Source organism: Ferrovibrio sp. GW821-FHT12B10 (genome assembly GCF_058807515.1).
Window position 1 is genome coordinate 1 of sequence record NZ_JBXAQT010000003.1, and the last position, 15,457, is coordinate 15,457.

Annotated in this window: 17 protein-coding genes; 6 read left to right on the forward strand and 11 right to left on the reverse strand. The window is 61.9% G+C overall.

Features of this window, described 5'->3' with window-relative positions:
- Window positions 1-136: 136 nt before the first annotated feature.
- The 4 genes from fusA to AC1RRT_RS19735 all read right to left on the reverse strand — a co-directional run bounded on the left by fusA (window position 137) and on the right by AC1RRT_RS19735 (window position 4,077).
- The gene (fusA, locus tag AC1RRT_RS19720; protein ID WP_493015683.1) at window positions 137-2,215 is read right to left on the reverse strand and encodes an elongation factor G; all 2,079 of its coding nucleotides are present in this window, start codon (window positions 2,213-2,215) and stop codon (window positions 137-139) included.
- Window positions 2,216-2,245: 30 nt separating this feature from the next.
- The gene (rpsG, locus tag AC1RRT_RS19725) at window positions 2,246-2,716 is read right to left on the reverse strand and encodes a 30S ribosomal protein S7 (protein ID WP_492981314.1); all 471 of its coding nucleotides are present in this window, start codon (window positions 2,714-2,716) and stop codon (window positions 2,246-2,248) included.
- Window positions 2,717-2,728: 12 nt separating this feature from the next.
- Entirely contained in the window at window positions 2,729-3,100 is a 372-nt protein-coding gene (gene rpsL, locus AC1RRT_RS19730) for a 30S ribosomal protein S12 (protein WP_492970747.1), read from the reverse strand.
- A 392-nt stretch (window positions 3,101-3,492) separates the two neighbouring features.
- A complete protein-coding gene (locus tag AC1RRT_RS19735) occupies window positions 3,493-4,077 on the reverse strand; it encodes a malonic semialdehyde reductase (protein ID WP_493015685.1) in 585 nt (194 codons plus the stop codon).
- Between the two features lie 231 nt (window positions 4,078-4,308).
- Here AC1RRT_RS19735 and gltA point away from each other — a divergent pair, with 231 nt between their 5' ends.
- From gltA to AC1RRT_RS19765, 6 genes are all read left to right on the forward strand, one after another.
- On the forward strand, window positions 4,309-5,613 hold the full coding sequence (gene gltA / locus AC1RRT_RS19740) for a citrate synthase (RefSeq protein ID WP_493015687.1): 1,305 nt from the start codon (window positions 4,309-4,311) through the stop codon (window positions 5,611-5,613).
- A 49-nt stretch (window positions 5,614-5,662) separates the two neighbouring features.
- On the forward strand, window positions 5,663-5,872 hold the full coding sequence (locus AC1RRT_RS19745) for a hypothetical protein (RefSeq protein WP_493015689.1): 210 nt from the start codon (window positions 5,663-5,665) through the stop codon (window positions 5,870-5,872).
- A gap of 136 nt (window positions 5,873-6,008) precedes the next feature.
- A complete protein-coding gene (locus AC1RRT_RS19750; RefSeq protein WP_493015691.1) occupies window positions 6,009-8,366 on the forward strand; it encodes an ATP-binding protein in 2,358 nt (785 codons plus the stop codon).
- Window positions 8,353-8,763 (forward strand): response regulator, encoded by a 411-nt coding sequence (locus tag AC1RRT_RS19755; RefSeq protein ID WP_493015693.1) that lies wholly within the window; start codon window positions 8,353-8,355, stop codon window positions 8,761-8,763. The genes AC1RRT_RS19750 and AC1RRT_RS19755 overlap by 14 nt, the downstream gene beginning before the upstream one ends.
- Window positions 8,764-8,859: 96 nt before the next feature.
- A complete protein-coding gene (locus tag AC1RRT_RS19760) occupies window positions 8,860-9,657 on the forward strand; it encodes a DUF4394 domain-containing protein (RefSeq protein WP_493015695.1) in 798 nt (265 codons plus the stop codon).
- 9 nt (window positions 9,658-9,666) lie between these two features.
- The gene (locus AC1RRT_RS19765) at window positions 9,667-10,011 is read left to right on the forward strand and encodes a cupredoxin domain-containing protein (RefSeq protein ID WP_493015697.1); all 345 of its coding nucleotides are present in this window, start codon (window positions 9,667-9,669) and stop codon (window positions 10,009-10,011) included.
- A 45-nt stretch (window positions 10,012-10,056) separates the two neighbouring features.
- Here the strand turns inward: AC1RRT_RS19765 and gloA are convergent, their stop codons facing one another.
- Genes gloA through AC1RRT_RS19800 form a run of 7 tightly spaced genes read right to left on the reverse strand, consistent with a single transcriptional unit; the run spans window position 10,057 to window position 15,444 of the window.
- Window positions 10,057-10,497: a lactoylglutathione lyase gene (gene gloA / locus AC1RRT_RS19770; RefSeq protein ID WP_493015699.1), complete on the reverse strand. Its 441-nt coding sequence runs from the start codon at window positions 10,495-10,497 to the stop codon at window positions 10,057-10,059.
- Window positions 10,498-10,538: 41 nt separating this feature from the next.
- Complete coding sequence (lpxB, locus tag AC1RRT_RS19775; RefSeq protein WP_493015701.1) at window positions 10,539-11,744, reverse strand: lipid-A-disaccharide synthase; 1,206 nt, start codon at window positions 11,742-11,744, stop codon at window positions 10,539-10,541.
- Complete coding sequence (locus AC1RRT_RS19780; RefSeq protein WP_493015703.1) at window positions 11,734-12,564, reverse strand: LpxI family protein; 831 nt, start codon at window positions 12,562-12,564, stop codon at window positions 11,734-11,736. Before AC1RRT_RS19780 ends, lpxB begins: the two co-directional genes overlap by 11 nt.
- On the reverse strand, window positions 12,545-13,351 hold the full coding sequence (lpxA, locus tag AC1RRT_RS19785) for an acyl-ACP--UDP-N-acetylglucosamine O-acyltransferase (RefSeq protein ID WP_493015705.1): 807 nt from the start codon (window positions 13,349-13,351) through the stop codon (window positions 12,545-12,547). Before lpxA ends, AC1RRT_RS19780 begins: the two co-directional genes overlap by 20 nt.
- Window positions 13,352-13,355: 4 nt before the next feature.
- Window positions 13,356-13,826, reverse strand: coding sequence for a 3-hydroxyacyl-ACP dehydratase FabZ (gene fabZ, locus AC1RRT_RS19790; protein WP_493015707.1), 471 nt, complete (start codon window positions 13,824-13,826; stop codon window positions 13,356-13,358).
- Window positions 13,819-14,850: a UDP-3-O-(3-hydroxymyristoyl)glucosamine N-acyltransferase gene (gene lpxD, locus AC1RRT_RS19795; protein WP_493015709.1), complete on the reverse strand. Its 1,032-nt coding sequence runs from the start codon at window positions 14,848-14,850 to the stop codon at window positions 13,819-13,821. The genes fabZ and lpxD overlap by 8 nt, the downstream gene beginning before the upstream one ends.
- A 3-nt stretch (window positions 14,851-14,853) precedes the next feature.
- Window positions 14,854-15,444: an OmpH/Skp family outer membrane protein gene (locus AC1RRT_RS19800; RefSeq protein WP_493015710.1), complete on the reverse strand. Its 591-nt coding sequence runs from the start codon at window positions 15,442-15,444 to the stop codon at window positions 14,854-14,856.
- Between the last annotated feature and the right edge of the window lie 13 nt (window positions 15,445-15,457).

Below are 15,457 nucleotides of genomic sequence, written 5' to 3' on the forward strand. Positions count from 1 at the left end.
GTCTTGCCATGGTCAACGTGACCAATGGTCCCAATGTTGCAGTGCGGCTTGGTACGCTCAAACTTTGCCTTGGCCATTTTACTTCTCCGCTAGATCGGATGTGTGTCTATGTAGATGCGCGTTCGTGTGCTTCGGATTAGCCGGCCATCTTGGCCAGCACCTCGTCCGACACGTTCTGCGGCACCTGGGCGTAGTGATCGAAAGTCATGGTGTACTGCGCGCGACCCTGAGTCATCGAGCGCAGGTTATTGACGTAACCAAACATGTTGGCCAGCGGCACCATCGCATTGATGACCTGCGCGTTGCCGCGCGGCTCGGTGCCGGTCAGCTGACCGCGGCGGGACGACAGGTCGCCCATCACGTCGCCGACAAAGTCTTCCGGCGCGACGACTTCGACGCGCATGATCGGCTCAAGCAGCTTGGCACCGGCCTTCGGAGCAACTTCGCGGAAAGCCGCGCGAGCAGCGATTTCGAAGGCGAGCGCCGAAGAGTCAACATCATGGTAGGCGCCGTCATACAGCGTCACCTTGAAGTCGATGACCGGGAAGCCGGCCAGCACGCCCGAAGCGGCGATCTGGCGGATGCCCTTTTCAACAGCCGGGACGTATTCCTTCGGCACGTTGCCGCCGACCACGTCATTTTCGAACTGCACGCCCTGACCAGGCTCCAGCGGCTCGAAGCGCAGCTTGACGCGGGCGAACTGGCCCGAACCGCCCGACTGCTTCTTATGGGTGTAGTCGATCTCGGCCTTCTTGGTCAGGGCCTCGCGGTACGCCACCTGCGGCGCGCCGACGTTGGCTTCGACCTTGAACTCGCGACGCATGCGGTCGACGAGGATTTCGAGATGCAGTTCGCCCATGCCCTTGATGACGGTCTGGCCACTCTCATGGTCAACCGACACGCGGAAGGACGGATCCTCGGCAGCGAGACGATTGAGCGCCAGGCCCATCTTCTCCTGGTCGTTCTTGGTCTTCGGCTCAACCGCGACCTCGATAACCGGCTCGGGGAATTCCATGCGCTCGAGAATGATCGGATGGTTCGGATCGCAGAGCGTGTCACCCGTGGTGGTGTTCTTCAGGCCGGCCAGCGCGACGATGTCACCAGCACGGGCTTCCTTGATTTCTTCACGGGTGTTCGCATGCATCTGCAGCATGCGGCCGATACGCTCGCGGTTATCCTTCACGGTGTTCAGGACGCCCGAACCGGCTTCCAGAACGCCCGAGTAGATGCGCACGAAGGTGAGCGAACCGACGAAGGGATCGTTCATGATCTTGAAAGCGAGACCCGAGAACGGCTCATCGTCCGAGGTCTTGCGAACCAGCTTGTCATCGCTCTCGGGCTTCAGGCCTTCGACGCCCGCGACGTCGACCGGCGACGGCAGGTAGTCGATGACGGCGTCGAGCAGCGGCTGCACACCCTTGTTCTTGAAGGCCGAGCCGCAGAGCACGGGCACGAACTTCGAGGCGATGGTACCCTTGCGGATGCAGGCGGTCAGCGTCTTCTCGTCGGGCTCCTTGCCCTCGAGATAAGCTTCCAGCGCAGCGTCATCCATCTCGAGCGCGGTCTCGATCATCTTCTGGCGCCACTCGGCAGCCTGCTCCTTCAGATCGGCCGGAATCTCGTCATAGAAGAACTCGGCGCCCAGGCTCTCGTCCTTCCAGATGATCGCGCGGTTGCGGACCAGGTCGACGATGCCCTTGAAATCGGCTTCCGCGCCGATCGGCAGCGTGAGCACCAGCGGAGTGGCGCCCAGACGATCGACAATCATGTCGACGCAACGGAAGAAGTTCGCACCCATGCGGTCGAGCTTGTTGACGAAGCACATGCGCGGCACGCCGTACTTGTCGGCCTGACGCCACACGGTCTCCGACTGCGGCTCGACGCCGGCAACGCCGTCGAACAGGCAAACCGCACCGTCGAGCACACGCAGCGAACGCTCGACTTCAATGGTGAAGTCGACGTGGCCGGGGGTGTCGATGATGTTGATGCGATGATCGTTCCAGAAGCAGGTCGTAGCGGCCGACGTGATCGTGATGCCGCGCTCCTGCTCCTGCTCCATCCAGTCCATCGTGGCAGCGCCATCATGGACTTCGCCGATCTTGTGCGAACGGCCGGTATAGTACAGCACGCGCTCCGTGGTCGTGGTCTTACCGGCATCAATGTGGGCCATGATGCCGATGTTACGGTAGCGCTCGTAGGGAGTAGTGCGAGGCATGACGATCTCCGAGAACTCTTAAGCCGCTTCTTACCAGCGGTAGTGGGAGAAGGCCTTGTTGGCCTCCGCCATGCGATGGGTGTCTTCGCGCTTCTTGACCGAACCGCCACGGTTGTTGGCGGCATCGAGCAGCTCGCCCGACAAACGATCGATCATGGTGTTCTCGCCGCGGCTGCGGGCCGCCGAGATCAGCCAACGGATCGCCAGGGCCTGGCCGCGGTCATGACGCACTTCGACCGGCACCTGGTAGGTGGCGCCACCGACACGACGCGAACGGACTTCGATGGCCGGACGCACGTTGTTCAGCGCATCGTGGAACATCTTGACCGGGTCGTTGCCGGACTTCGCCTTGATCCGGTCCAGAGCGCCGTAGATGATGGCTTCGGCGGCAGACTTCTTGCCGTCGTACATCAGCATGTTCATGAACTTGGTCAGGACGAGATCACCGAACTTCGGATCCGGCAGAATCTCGCGCTTCTCAGCAGCGTGGCGACGCGACATGGATCTCTCTCCTTACTTCGGACGCTTCGCGCCGTACTTCGAACGGCGCTGCTTGCGGTCCTTGACGCCCTGAGTATCGAGCACGCCGCGGACGATGTGATAACGAACGCCCGGCAGATCCTTGACGCGACCGCCGCGGATCATGACGACCGAGTGTTCCTGCAGGTTATGGCCTTCGCCAGGAATGTAACTGCTGACCTCGAAGCCGTTGGTCAGACGCACGCGGGCGACCTTACGAAGCGCCGAGTTCGGCTTCTTCGGGGTCGTGGTGTAGACGCGAGTGCAAACGCCACGACGCTGCGGGCATTCCTGCAGCGCGGGGACCTTGTCACGGACCGGCTTCGGCGAGCGCGGCTTGCGGATCAGCTGGTTAATAGTCGGCATACGAGTTGAAACTCCGCCAAGTTTTGGTTCAACACATAAAAAAACAACTCAAGGCGAACCACCGTCGGCCTTTCGGCCCGGCAATCCGCCTCGCACTCCACTCCAGACCCATCACTGACTGCCCATCGGCAGCGGAGAGGGGTCATTATCTCTTGCGTAAGCCAAGCCTCAACGTGAGCGCTACGGAAACCGGGCTGTTCGCCAACCTGTGTCTAGGGAAATTCCCTACTACCGGGTCGACTCGCGGGCCGGAACATACTGGCCGCACCCTACCCGGTCAAGCGCGTTTGCCATTGTCTGCATGAACTTTTTTCGCATCTGTACGAATGGGCATAAACAGCGGGATTTCTGGCCAGAAGTAGGCTCCGGCCGGCCATCGAAAATGAGAACATTCAAAGAACTTTACAGGCCTCGCCGAAGCTAAGGCGAGGACTCCGCGGAAACAGAGCCCGGGAATCGCCATAACCGAGGTTACAGAGGAAGTTAGACCGCACCTGCCCACCTGGGAAAAAGGCCTCGTCCACCTTGGCATTGTCGAATCCGGACATCGGGCCGCAATCCAGGCCGACCGCCCTTGCCGCCATCATGAAATAGGCCCCCTGCAGGCTTCCGTTACGGAAAGCAGCAACCTCGGCCGCCTTCGCGTCATGGGCGAACCAGCCCCGGGCCTCGGGGTTATGTGGGAAGAGTTTGGGCAGTTGGTCGTAGAACTTCAGATCATAGCCGATGATCGCGGTGACCGGAGCCGCCATGGTCTTCTCCAGGTTGCCGGCGCTCATGGCCGGCCCGAGACGCTCCTTGGCCGCCTTGCTACGCACAAAGACGATACGGGCCGGCGAACAGTTGGCGCTGGTCGGCCCCCACTTCATCAGGTCGTAGATCTGCTGCAGTTGCTGGTCCGTCACCGGCCTGTCGAGCCAGCCATTATGCGTGCGGGCCGTGCGGAACAGTGTGTCGAGAGCGGCTTCGTCGATCATGGGCCATGCCTCCGGGCATTGTCGGGGTTCATTCCGTCAACGCCTAGCATGCCGACCGGCCGCGCGAAATCCGGAGCGACATCGTTGTAAGTTGCGGCGCTATACGAATTTTATTCATCCAAGGTCGGGTATTTTGCGAGTCACGGAACACTTTCCTCTGACATGCCTGCCCCCCTATAATTGTTGGCAACACAATCAGATACGCAGTCTCTAACCTGGGGGTACCCACCTATGGCCGCCGGCAGCAAGCCCGTCACGCTTAACGATCCGAATACCGGAAAGACCATCGAACTCCCCATGCTGGACGGCTCGGTGGGCCCCTCGGTCATCGACATCCGCAAGCTGTATGCTGAGACCGGCCATTTCACCTACGACCCGGGCTTCACCTCCACGGCGAGCACCGAGAGCAAGATCACCTATATCGATGGCGACGAAGGCGTGCTGCTGTATCGCGGCTACGACATCGCCGAGCTGGCCGAGCATTCGACCTTCCTGGAAACCTGCTACCTGCTGCTGAACGGCGAACTGCCGAACGGCGAACAGCGCAAGTCGTTCGAAACCTCGATCACCAACCACACCATGCTGCATGAACAGATCCACTTCCTGTTCCGCGGCTTCCGGCGCGATGCGCATCCGATGGCCGTGATGTGCGGCGTCGTCGGCGCCCTCTCCGCCTTCTATCACGACCAGACCGATTACGATGATCCGAAGCAGCGCATGATCGCACAGCATCGCCTGATCGCGAAGATGCCGACGATCGCCGCGATGGCCTTCAAGTATTCGATCGGCCAGCCGTTCATGTATCCGCGCAACGACCTGGGCTATGCGGAAAACTTCCTGCAGATGACCTTCGGTGTGCCGGCCGAACCCTACAAGATGAGCCCGGTCCTGGCGCGCGCCATGGATCGTATCTTCATTCTGCATGCCGATCATGAGCAGAATGCCTCGACCTCGACCGTGCGTCTGGCCGGTTCGTCGGGCGCCAACCCGTTTGCCTGCATCGCCGCCGGCATCGCCTGCCTCTGGGGTCCCGCTCACGGCGGCGCCAACGAGGCCGTGCTGAAGATGCTGGAAGAGATCGGCTCGCCCGACAAGGTCGGCGAAGCGGTCAAGAAGGCCAAGGACAAGAACTCGGGCTTCCGCCTGATGGGCTTCGGCCATCGCGTTTACAAGAACTACGATCCGCGCGCCAAGGTGATGCGCCAGACCTGCTACGAGGTGCTGGACGAACTGGGTGTGAAGGATGAGCCGCTGCTGAAGATGGCGATGGAGCTCGAGCGTATTGCGCTGGAAGACGATTACTTCGTCTCCAAGAAGCTGTACCCGAACGTCGACTTCTATTCGGGCATCATCCTGCGCGCCATGGGTTTCCCGACCGCGATGTTCACGGCGCTGTTCGCGCTGGCCCGCACCGTCGGCTGGATTTCCCAGTGGAACGAGATGATCGAGGATCCGGCCCAGAAGATCGGCCGCCCGCGTCAGCTCTACACCGGCGCCACCAAGCGTCCGTATATTCCGCTCGACAAGCGTAAGTAATCCGCGTCTTATTGGCGTGGATTGACGGCACCGACTGGGAGGCGGGCCGATGGGAAAACAGGCTGAACGGCATGGCGGGAAACCGCCCTCGGGAACGCAGGCGACTGGCTACGGCTGGCTTCGCCCCGGCTTTCTGAATATGCCGATGGCGTCGAACGATAACCGGATCGCCCCCCGCTTCCTGCTGCGCCGGCCACAGTTCTGGATCTGGCTGGCAACGGCGGTCACGGCCGCCGCCTGGATGGTCAGCCGCTTCTGACCTCACACAATCGAGTTACAGGGCCGCCTTTTCGGGCGGCCCTTTCCTTTTCCGGCCTTTGGCGTCGCCGGAAATGCTGGCCGTAAGCTCATAAAAATCCGATAGTTCCCCTCCAAAAGGCAGGGTGAATTTCCGCATGCGCATTACCGTGCGCCTCAAACTGGCCGCCGCCTTCGCGATCTCCGTCCTGACGGCGGCGGGTCTGGGTCTGGCGACCTTCTGGGCGGTGCAGGCCGTCGGCGATCTGGTGGTACGGATGTACGACCAGCCGCTGATGACCATCAACTATGCCCGCCTGGCGCAGACCGGCTTTGCGACCGAGGAGCTGATCGCCCGGGAAATCCTGACGGATCCCGATATGGCCAATGGCGCCCAGCGAGCCGAGGATATCCGGACCAAAAACGATGAATTCCTCGCCGATCTCGGCATTGCCGAGGAGCGCGGCCTGAACCCCGCCATTCGCAGCTATGGCGACAAGATTCGCAGCCTGAACGAAATCTGGCTGCAGTCCGCCCTCAATGGTCTGGCCGAACCCGCAGAAACCCCAGCGCGGCGAGAATACAGCCGCACGCGTGAAACCATTGCGGCCGCTATTTCTGAAAACCTGGAAATCCTGACCCAGATCGCTGCCGAAGACGGCTTTGTCTTCCGCATGCGGGCCGAGGCCACGATTCAGGACACCCGCGACCGCACCATGGCGATGATCATCGCCCTGGCGGCCGTGATCCTTATTGTCTCTATCCTGCTCACCCGCAATATCGTGTCGCCGCTGAACACGATGACGCAGACCATGTTCCGGCTTGCTGGCGGCGACATGAGCGTCAAGGTGCCGAGGACCAAGCGGCGCGACGAGATCGGACAGATGGGCTCGGCGCTCAGGGTGTTCCGTCAGGCCATGGAAGACCTGCAGATCGCTCGCGAACATGCCGAAGCAGCGACCAAGGCCAAGTCGGAATTCCTGGCCATGATGAGCCACGAGATCCGCACACCGATGAATGGCGTTCTCGGCCTGACGCGCCTGCTGGTCAAAACGCCGCTGAACGCCGATCAGCGCAATCTCGCCGGCACCGTCCTGGATTCCGCCGAGGCATTGCTGGTCATCCTGAACGACATCCTCGACTTCTCCAAGCTGGAGGCGGGCCGCGTCGACGTCGAGGAAATCGACTACGATCTGACCCGCGTGATCAGCGCATCCCTGATGCTGATGAAGAACCGCGCCGAGGAAAAAGGCCTGACGCTGACCGCATCGGTGGCCCCCGGCCTGCCTGCCTATCTGGTCGGCGATCCCAACCGCCTGCGCCAGGTTGTGCTTAACCTGATTGGCAATGCCATCAAGTTCACTGAATCCGGAGGGGTGGAGGTCGTTGTCCGTCCCGAACCGGATTCAAACGGCAATGCCGCCGGCTTGCGCTTTGAAATCCGCGATACCGGAATCGGCATGAGCAAGGAAAGTCTGAGCAAGCTGTTTGGCAGCTTCGTGCAGGCCGATTCCTCGATCACCCGCCGCTTCGGCGGCACTGGACTGGGGCTGGCCATCTGCAAGCGGCTGGTCGAAGCCATGGGCGGCACCATCGGCGTCGACAGCGAGCTCGGTCAGGGCAGCACTTTCTGGTTCCGACTGCCGCTGGTGGCCGGCCAGGAACCGCTGGCAGTGAAGAAAGATGCCGTTGATACGCCTCTGCCCTCGCTGCGCATCCTGGTGGCCGAGGACAATCCGGTGAACCGCAAGGTCGCAGCCGGCATCCTGATGGAGCAGAAGCATCAGGTGGCCTTTGCCACCAACGGCAAGCTCGCCGTGGAAGCCGCCAGCCAGGCCACGCCGCCCTTCGATCTGATCCTGATGGACGTTCATATGCCGGAGATGGACGGTATCACGGCCGCCCAGGAAATTCGCAAATTGCCCGAGCCCTGGCGCGACACCCGCATTATCGCCGTGACGGCCTCGCTGAGCACTGACGGTGTACAGCGCTGCCTGGTCGCCGGCATGAACGATTATGTCGGCAAGCCGATCGTGCCTGCCGCACTGGATCAGGCCATCCGACGGGTCATGGGTTTTGTCGGTGCACCGATGCCAGCCGTTCCCGAACCCTCGCCATATGGAGGGGCCGCTGCTGGAGCATTCGACGCACAAGTTCTTCAGCTGCTGGTCGACGATCTGGATGCCGAAACGGTCGCCGATCTGGTCGACACCTTCATCGGCCTTGCGGGCGAGATGACGCAAGACCTGGCGGCCTTCGACCAGGATGGCGATTGCCGCAAGATGGCGGAACTGGCCCACAGCCTGAAAAGTTCATCTGCCAGCCTCGGGCTGATGACCGTGAACCGGGAAGCCCTGGAACTGGAAAAAGCCGGTCTCGCGGGCGACGTGGCGGGCGTGAAGTATTATACTGAGGCCCTGAAACAATCCTTGGGGTCGGGCATTGCCTGGCTGCAACAGTGGAAAAACGGACTGGCCTCGTCACCGGCCACGGAATTGAAGAATGCTGCTGGATAACAAAATCCCCGGAGTTGGGGCACTGCGCGTCCTGCTGGTCGAGGACGACATATTCGCCCAGCGACTGGCTGCCTCGGTCCTGCGCCAGCTGGGTATTAACAACCTGACCGTGGTCAAGGACGGCCGCGCGGCCATCGACCTGCTGGGCGAAACGGAAGTCCGCTACGACCTGATCATTTCCGACTGGAACATGCCCCATGTCACCGGCCTGGACCTGCTAAAACATGTCCGCAAGACCTGGGAGAACATGCCTTTCCTGATGCTGACTGGAAATGCGAATGAGGAATTCGTGATCCAAGCCCGCAACAACAGGGTCGACGCCTATGTCATCAAGCCCTTCTCCTCCGCCCAGCTGCAGCAGAAGATTGCAGCCATGTTCAATATTAAGCTTCAATAACAACAAGGTTATCGGCCTTTTCCGGCCTTGACCTGCCCCTGGTTCGGCCTACCACTCTTGGCGATAGCCATTCCGCTGTCTCAACAGGAGGATTTTATGCGTTTTAAGACCGTTGCCGCGATGACGTCTGCCGTCGCCCTCACCGCCCTTGCCGGCCCGGCGCTCGCGCTGGATCTGGCTGGCCTCAGCAACCATAACGAAATCGTTCTGTTCAGCGATAAGGCTCCGGGCAAGATCAAGTCCGTCGCCATCACGGGTATCGAGGGCAAGGTCCTTGGCATCGACGTGCGCCCGGCTGACGGCAAGCTCTATGCCCTCACCACCGACAGCACGATCTACACGGTCGATACCGCGACCGGCGCCGCCACCCGCAAGGCGAAGCTGTCGACGACCATCGAAGCCGTCGACCATGTGATTGTCGACTTCAACCCCCAGGCCGACCGCATGCGCGTGATCTCGTCGACCGGTCAGAGCCTGCGTGTCAATGTCGACACCGGTCAAACCGTGGTGGACGGCAAGCTCGCCTATCGGGCAGGCGACGCCGGTGCGGGCAAGCCGATGGGCGTGTATGCCGGCGCCTATATCAACTCCTTCGTTGGTGCGACCCAGACCCAGCTGTTTGAAATCGACAGCATGAATGGCACCTACATCGTGCAGGATCCGCCGAACGATGGCGTCCTGCGCACCGTGGGTACCACGGGCATTCCGGCCGGCACTATTGTCGAGGGCATCGACATCTATACCGATTCAAAGGGTGGCTATATGGGCTTTGCCGTTGCCAGCGGTACGCTCTACAGCCTGGATGTCGGCACGGGCAAAGCCAAGAAGGTCGGCGCGATTGGCAATGGCAAGGCTGCCATTATCGATATCGCGGTCCTGACCCCGCGCATGTAAGCGGTCATCATGCTGCGTGACGGTATTGCGGTTTTCATCGGCAGCGTTCTGCTGGCCATCGTCATTATGCTGTATTCCGCCTGGTCGGAAGCACAGACAGGCGTGACGATTCTGCAGCAGGGCATTGCTTTCAAGCCGGGCTCGGTCAAGGTCCCGGTCGGCGGACAGGTAACATTCCGCAACCAGGACCCCTTCGGGCATAATGTCTACTCACCCAGCAAGGGGGGCATCTTCGACATTGGCCTGCAGGCGCCGAATTCGGAAACATCCGTCGCCTTCAAGGAAGCCGGCGACTATATCATCCAGTGTCGGATTCATCCCAAGATGAAGGCAACCGTAACCGTCACGCCCTGATACAGACGGATAGTAAAAAGGCCCGGTCTCAGACCGGGCCTTTTCTTATGCGGGCTTGCGTTCAATCAACTCGATCTTGTAGCCGTCCGGGTCTTCAATGAAGGCGATTACGCTGCCGCCATGCTTCATTGGGCCCGGTGGGCGCGGAATCTTCACACCGGCTTCTTCCAGTACCTTGCAGACCCCGTAGATATCGGGAACGCCCAACGCCAGATGGCCGAAGCCGGTGCCAATCGTGTACGGCTCCTTCTGCCCCCAGTTATGGGTCAGCTCGATCACGGTGTTGGCCTTCTCGTCGCCATAGCCGACAAAGGCCAGGGTGAATTCACCAGTCGGATAATCGGTCTTCCGCAGCAGGGTCATACCCAGTTTGTTGACATAGAAGTCGAGCGACTTCTCGAGATCCAGCACGCGCAGCATGGTGTGCAGCATCTGGAAGGAACCGGCCTGGCCTGCAGGCTTGGCGATCGGGGCGGTCTCGTTCATGGGGCAATCCTCCGGGTCTGGGCGTGGTATGATATGCGAGATCAGGCCGGTCCTGGCAACCGCTTTGCCGCCACGGCCAGCACCGTGCGGGCGGCACGATGGGCTGGCGGCACCGGATCATCAGCGCCCAGCTGCGTCGCTACAGCCGCGCAGCCATCGATCTGGCGCTGGCGCACGGCAGGATCGGTCAACAACTGGTGCAATGCAGCGGCGATCTTCTCAGGCGTGCAATTTTCCTGCAGAAATTCCGGCATGATCTCGTGCTGCTGCAGGATGTTGACCAGGCCGACATAGGGAATGGTGATGAAACGCCGCATGATCGCCGCGCTGATCGGATTGACCCTGTAGGCTAGCACCGTCGGCGTGCCGGCCAGCCCCAACTCCAGCGTCGCAGTGCCGGAGGCGGCCAGAGCGGCCTCAGCTTCCAGCATGGCGGCATACCGCTCCGGTGCGGTATCGAGCACTGTCGCCGGGAATGGCAGCGACGACACGGCGGCCTTCACCATCTCGGAAACTGTTTCCACAGTCGGGATCAGCAGATGCAGGTCCTGCCCCTGCGCCTTCAGCCGGGACAGCGCCTCGGCGAAGACCGGCAGCAGCTTTGTCACCTCGCCCCGGCGGCTGCCCGGCATCAGCGCGAACAGGCGCGCAGTGGCGGCAATGCCATGACGCTGGCGGAAGCCCCTGCCCGCCACGGTCGCCTCGGCTTCTGTTCTGCGCGCCGCGGCAATGGTCTCGACGGCGGGGTGGCCGACGAAGGTGGTGGGCAGGCCGACAACATCGAAATATGGCGGCTCGAACGGAAGAAGCGCCAGCAGATGATCGCATAACCGCGCCAGGCGGCGGGCCCGGCCCGGCCGCCAGGCCCAGACCGTCGGCGCCACATAATGCACGATGGGGAAGTTGCGACCAGGCACCCGCTGCATCACGCGACGGGTATAGCCGGGACTGTCAATGGTGACGACCACATCGGGAGATTCCGCCAGCACGAACTTTGCAGCCTGGTCGATGCGCTTCAGCAGGAAACGCGCCTTCGGCAGCAGCTCGACCACACCCATGATGGCCATGTCGGCAATCGGGAACAGGCTGTGCAGGCCCTCGGCCTCCATCTGCGCGCCGCCAGTGCCGATGAACTCGACGCGCCCGCCGGTCTCGCTGCGCAACGCCCGCATCAGGCTGGCGCCCAGCACATCGCCCGAAGGCTCGCCGGCCAGCAGCGCGACCCGCAGCCTGCGCTCAGCCGTCATGACGCACCCCGATGACAAAGAGTCCCAGACGATCTGCAGCCCGCGCCGTCGCCGGCGCATCCACCATCAGAGCAGCGCCGGCCTCGATCACGATGCCGCTCAGCCCCGCAGCGGCTGCGTTCTCCACCGTCGTCACGCCCACCGTGGGCAAGTCCACGCGGCGATCCTGCTGCGGCTTGACGCATTTGGCCAGCACGCCGCCGCGCGCCGCCGGCTCGGCCGCCATGCGGCGCAGCAGCGCATCGGTGCCGGAATCATCCTCCAGACCGACAACCCGGCCGCCGGCGACCACCGCAGCCTGGCCCTTGTCGGCCGCGCCAAGATCGCGGGCGGCACGCAAGGCTGCTTCAATGTCATCCCGCTGCGCCACCGTGGGTGCGGCCGCGCTATAGGACTGCGCTTGCACCAGCAGACCCTGCATCAGGCTGTCGACACCAATGGCGCGGAAGCCTTCCTGTTCGAAGATATCGACCACCACACGCAGGATGGCGTCATCACCAACCAGAGCTGCCTTCAGGAAGCGGGGCAACAGCAGCGCGCCCTTCAGATCGGGCTTGAGTGATTTGAAATCGGGTTTGGCGACTGAGCCACAGAGACAGACCTCTTCGACGCCGGCCGTCTTCAGGGCCTTCAAAAGCCCGCCCACTTGCGGCAAGTCGAACCAGGCATGCTCTGTGTCAGCCACCGTCGCCGGTTCGCAGAAACCGTTCAGCGCCACGACAAACAGCGGACGTCCCTGCTCGCGGCAAAGATCGCGGATCAGCGACGGAATCTGGCCGCCGCCAGCGATAAGACCAAGTTTAGGCAGCGCCGGCGCCATCCGCCTGCGGCTGGCAAACGCCACGCTTGGAAGCGTTACGGATGAACTCGACCAGTTCCTGCACCAGCTTGGCGTCAGCGAACTGTGCGGCAACGTCGTTCAGGCGCTGGCTCAGTGTGTCACCCTTGGCGAACAGCAGGTCATAGGCCTCGCGCAGCTTGGAAATATCATCGCGCTCGAAGCCGCGGCGCTTCAGGCCGACCAGGTTGAGGCCGGTCAGATGGGCGCGGTTGCCGATGACCATGCCATAGGGGATCACATCCTGCTCGACGCCGCTCATGCCGCCGATCATGGCATGCGGCCCGATCCGGCAGAACTGGTGGATCGCTGCCAGGCCGCCGACGAAGGCGAAGTCACCCACGTCGATATGGCCTGCCAGCGTGGCGTTGTTGGCCATCACGACATTGTTGCCGACATGGCAATCATGGGCAACATGCGCGCCGGTCATAAACAGGCAGTTGTCGCCGACGCTGGTCAGCATACCGCCACCTTCGGTACCGGTATTCATCGTGACGCCTTCACGGATCACGTTATTCTTGCCGATCACCAGGCGCGACGGCTCGCCGTGATACTTCAGGTCCTGCGGCTGATGCCCAACCGAGGCGAAAGGAAAGATTTTCGTGCCGGCGCCGACCGAGGTGATGCCGGCAACGACGGCATGGCTCAACAGCTCAACGCCATCGCCCAGTTCAGCCTGCGCACCAACGATGCTGTAAGGACCGAGCTTCACATCGGCGCCAAGCTTTGCCCCGTCCTCAACGACGGCTGTGGGATGAATCTTCGACATCTGATTATTTCTTGTCGAGGATCATGGCCGAGAAGATCGCCTCGGCCGCCAGCTTGCCATCGACCATGGCCTTACCTTCGAATTTCCACACCGGGCCGCGCTGCTTGAGGGCAGAGACATGGATATGCATCTGGTCGCCCGGCGTGACCGGCTTGCGGAAGCGGGCTTCGTCGATAGTCATGAAATACACAAGCTTGCCTTCGGCTTCCTTGCCCAAGCTGTGCACAACCACCACGGCCGCCGTCTGCGCCATCGCCTCGACGATCATCACGCCCGGCATGACCGGCTGGCTGGGAAAGTGACCGGTGAACTGCGGCTCGTTGATGGTGACGTTCTTGATGCCGATCGCGCTCTTACCGACCTTCAAGTCCACCACACGGTCGATCAGCAGCATCGGATACCGATGCGGGATCATTTCCATGATCCGCAGCACGTCGATTGACGCTACATCGATACCGGTCTCGGTCTCACTCATCCTGCTGGCCTTTCTTCTGCGCCAGACGCCGCATGGTGGCGATCTGACGGAAATATTCTTTTACCTTGGTCGCGGGAATGCCGAAGTAGCTTTCGCCGGCCGGGATATCGGTCATGACCCCCGACTTCGCCCCGATGCGCGCGCCGGTGCCGATCTTCAGATGGCCGGCGATGCCGCTCTGGGCCGCTAACACGACAAAATCACCCAACTGGGTGGACCCGGCAACACCCGCCTGTGCCACAATAATACAGCCGCGCCCCAGCACCACGTTGTGCCCGATCTGCACCAGATTATCAATCCAACAACCCGGGCCGATCACGGTATCGGGACCCGCGCCACGGTCGATGGTGCTGTTGGCCCCGATCTCGCAATCGTCACCGATCAGAACGCGACCGAGCTGCGGCACCTTAATATGGCCGCTGGGATCGGGCGCAAAACCAAAGCCGTCCTGTCCGATACGGATACCCGGATGCAGGGTGACCCGGTCACCGATTATGCAATGGCTCAGCGTAACATTGGCGCCGATGCGGCTGCCCTGCCCCACTTTCACATTCCGGCCGATCACGGTGCCTGGGCCGATCACGGCTTCAGCACCGATCTCAGCGCCCGCCTCGATCACCGCACAAGCCGCGATGCTCACGCCAGCGCCCAGCCGGGCGGCGGAATCAACGGCTGCGGCCGGATGAATACCGGCCGGCGGTTTGGCAGGCGGATAGAAAATCTGCGCCGCGCGGGCATAGGTGTGATACGGCCGGGCCGAAATCAGCAACGCCGTGCCGGCCGGCGCCAGTGCCGCATGCTTCTCGTGGACGATACAGGCCCCGGCCTTGGTGGCCGAGAAGGCATCGGCGTATTTGGTATTGTCGAGAAACGCCAGATGCGCTGGCCCGGCCTGATCAAGCGGCGCGACATCTTCCACCGATCGCCCTGCCTGGGACGGATCGGCCAGCCTGGCCCCGCAACGGGTTGCCAGATCGCCCAGAGTGAAGGGGCCGGCCCGCTCGAAGAAGCGCGGATCAGCCATGCCTTATTTCCCGGTGGGAAGATTCACTTTGACGGACGGCAGACGCTGGTCGAGGCGCTTGAGCACTTCCGGCGTGATGTCGATGCTGTCGCCGATATAGATCTGCACCTGAGCACGATCGAGCACCATGTTGAATCCGCGCTCGGTCGCGAGGGCCTTGAGGATTTCCACGACCTGAACCGTGACTTGCTCGCGCACGCCGTTCAGCATCTTCTCCAGTGACTGCGACCGCTCCTGAATGCGCTTCTGAAGGTCGACGACCTTCCCCTGGAAGGCCTGACGCTTCTGCTCGAAGGCTTCAGGCGAAAGCACCGAACGCTGACGGGCAATCTCCTGCTCCTCGGCGCGCAGCTTCTCTTCTTCCTTGGCAATCTCGGACTGGAAGTTGAAGCGATACTGTTCCAGCTGCTGACGCGCGCCCTTCAGGGCGGCGGCGTCCCGGGTGACCCGCTGGCTATCGATCACAGCGATGATCGCCGGCGGAACCTTGCCACCGCCACCGCCAGCAGCCTGGGCCATGGCGACGCCCGGCAGCACGGCAGCAGCCAGCGCCAACGCGACAAAAGCGGATTTGAACATCGAAGTCATAACCATCAAACCTTGCTAA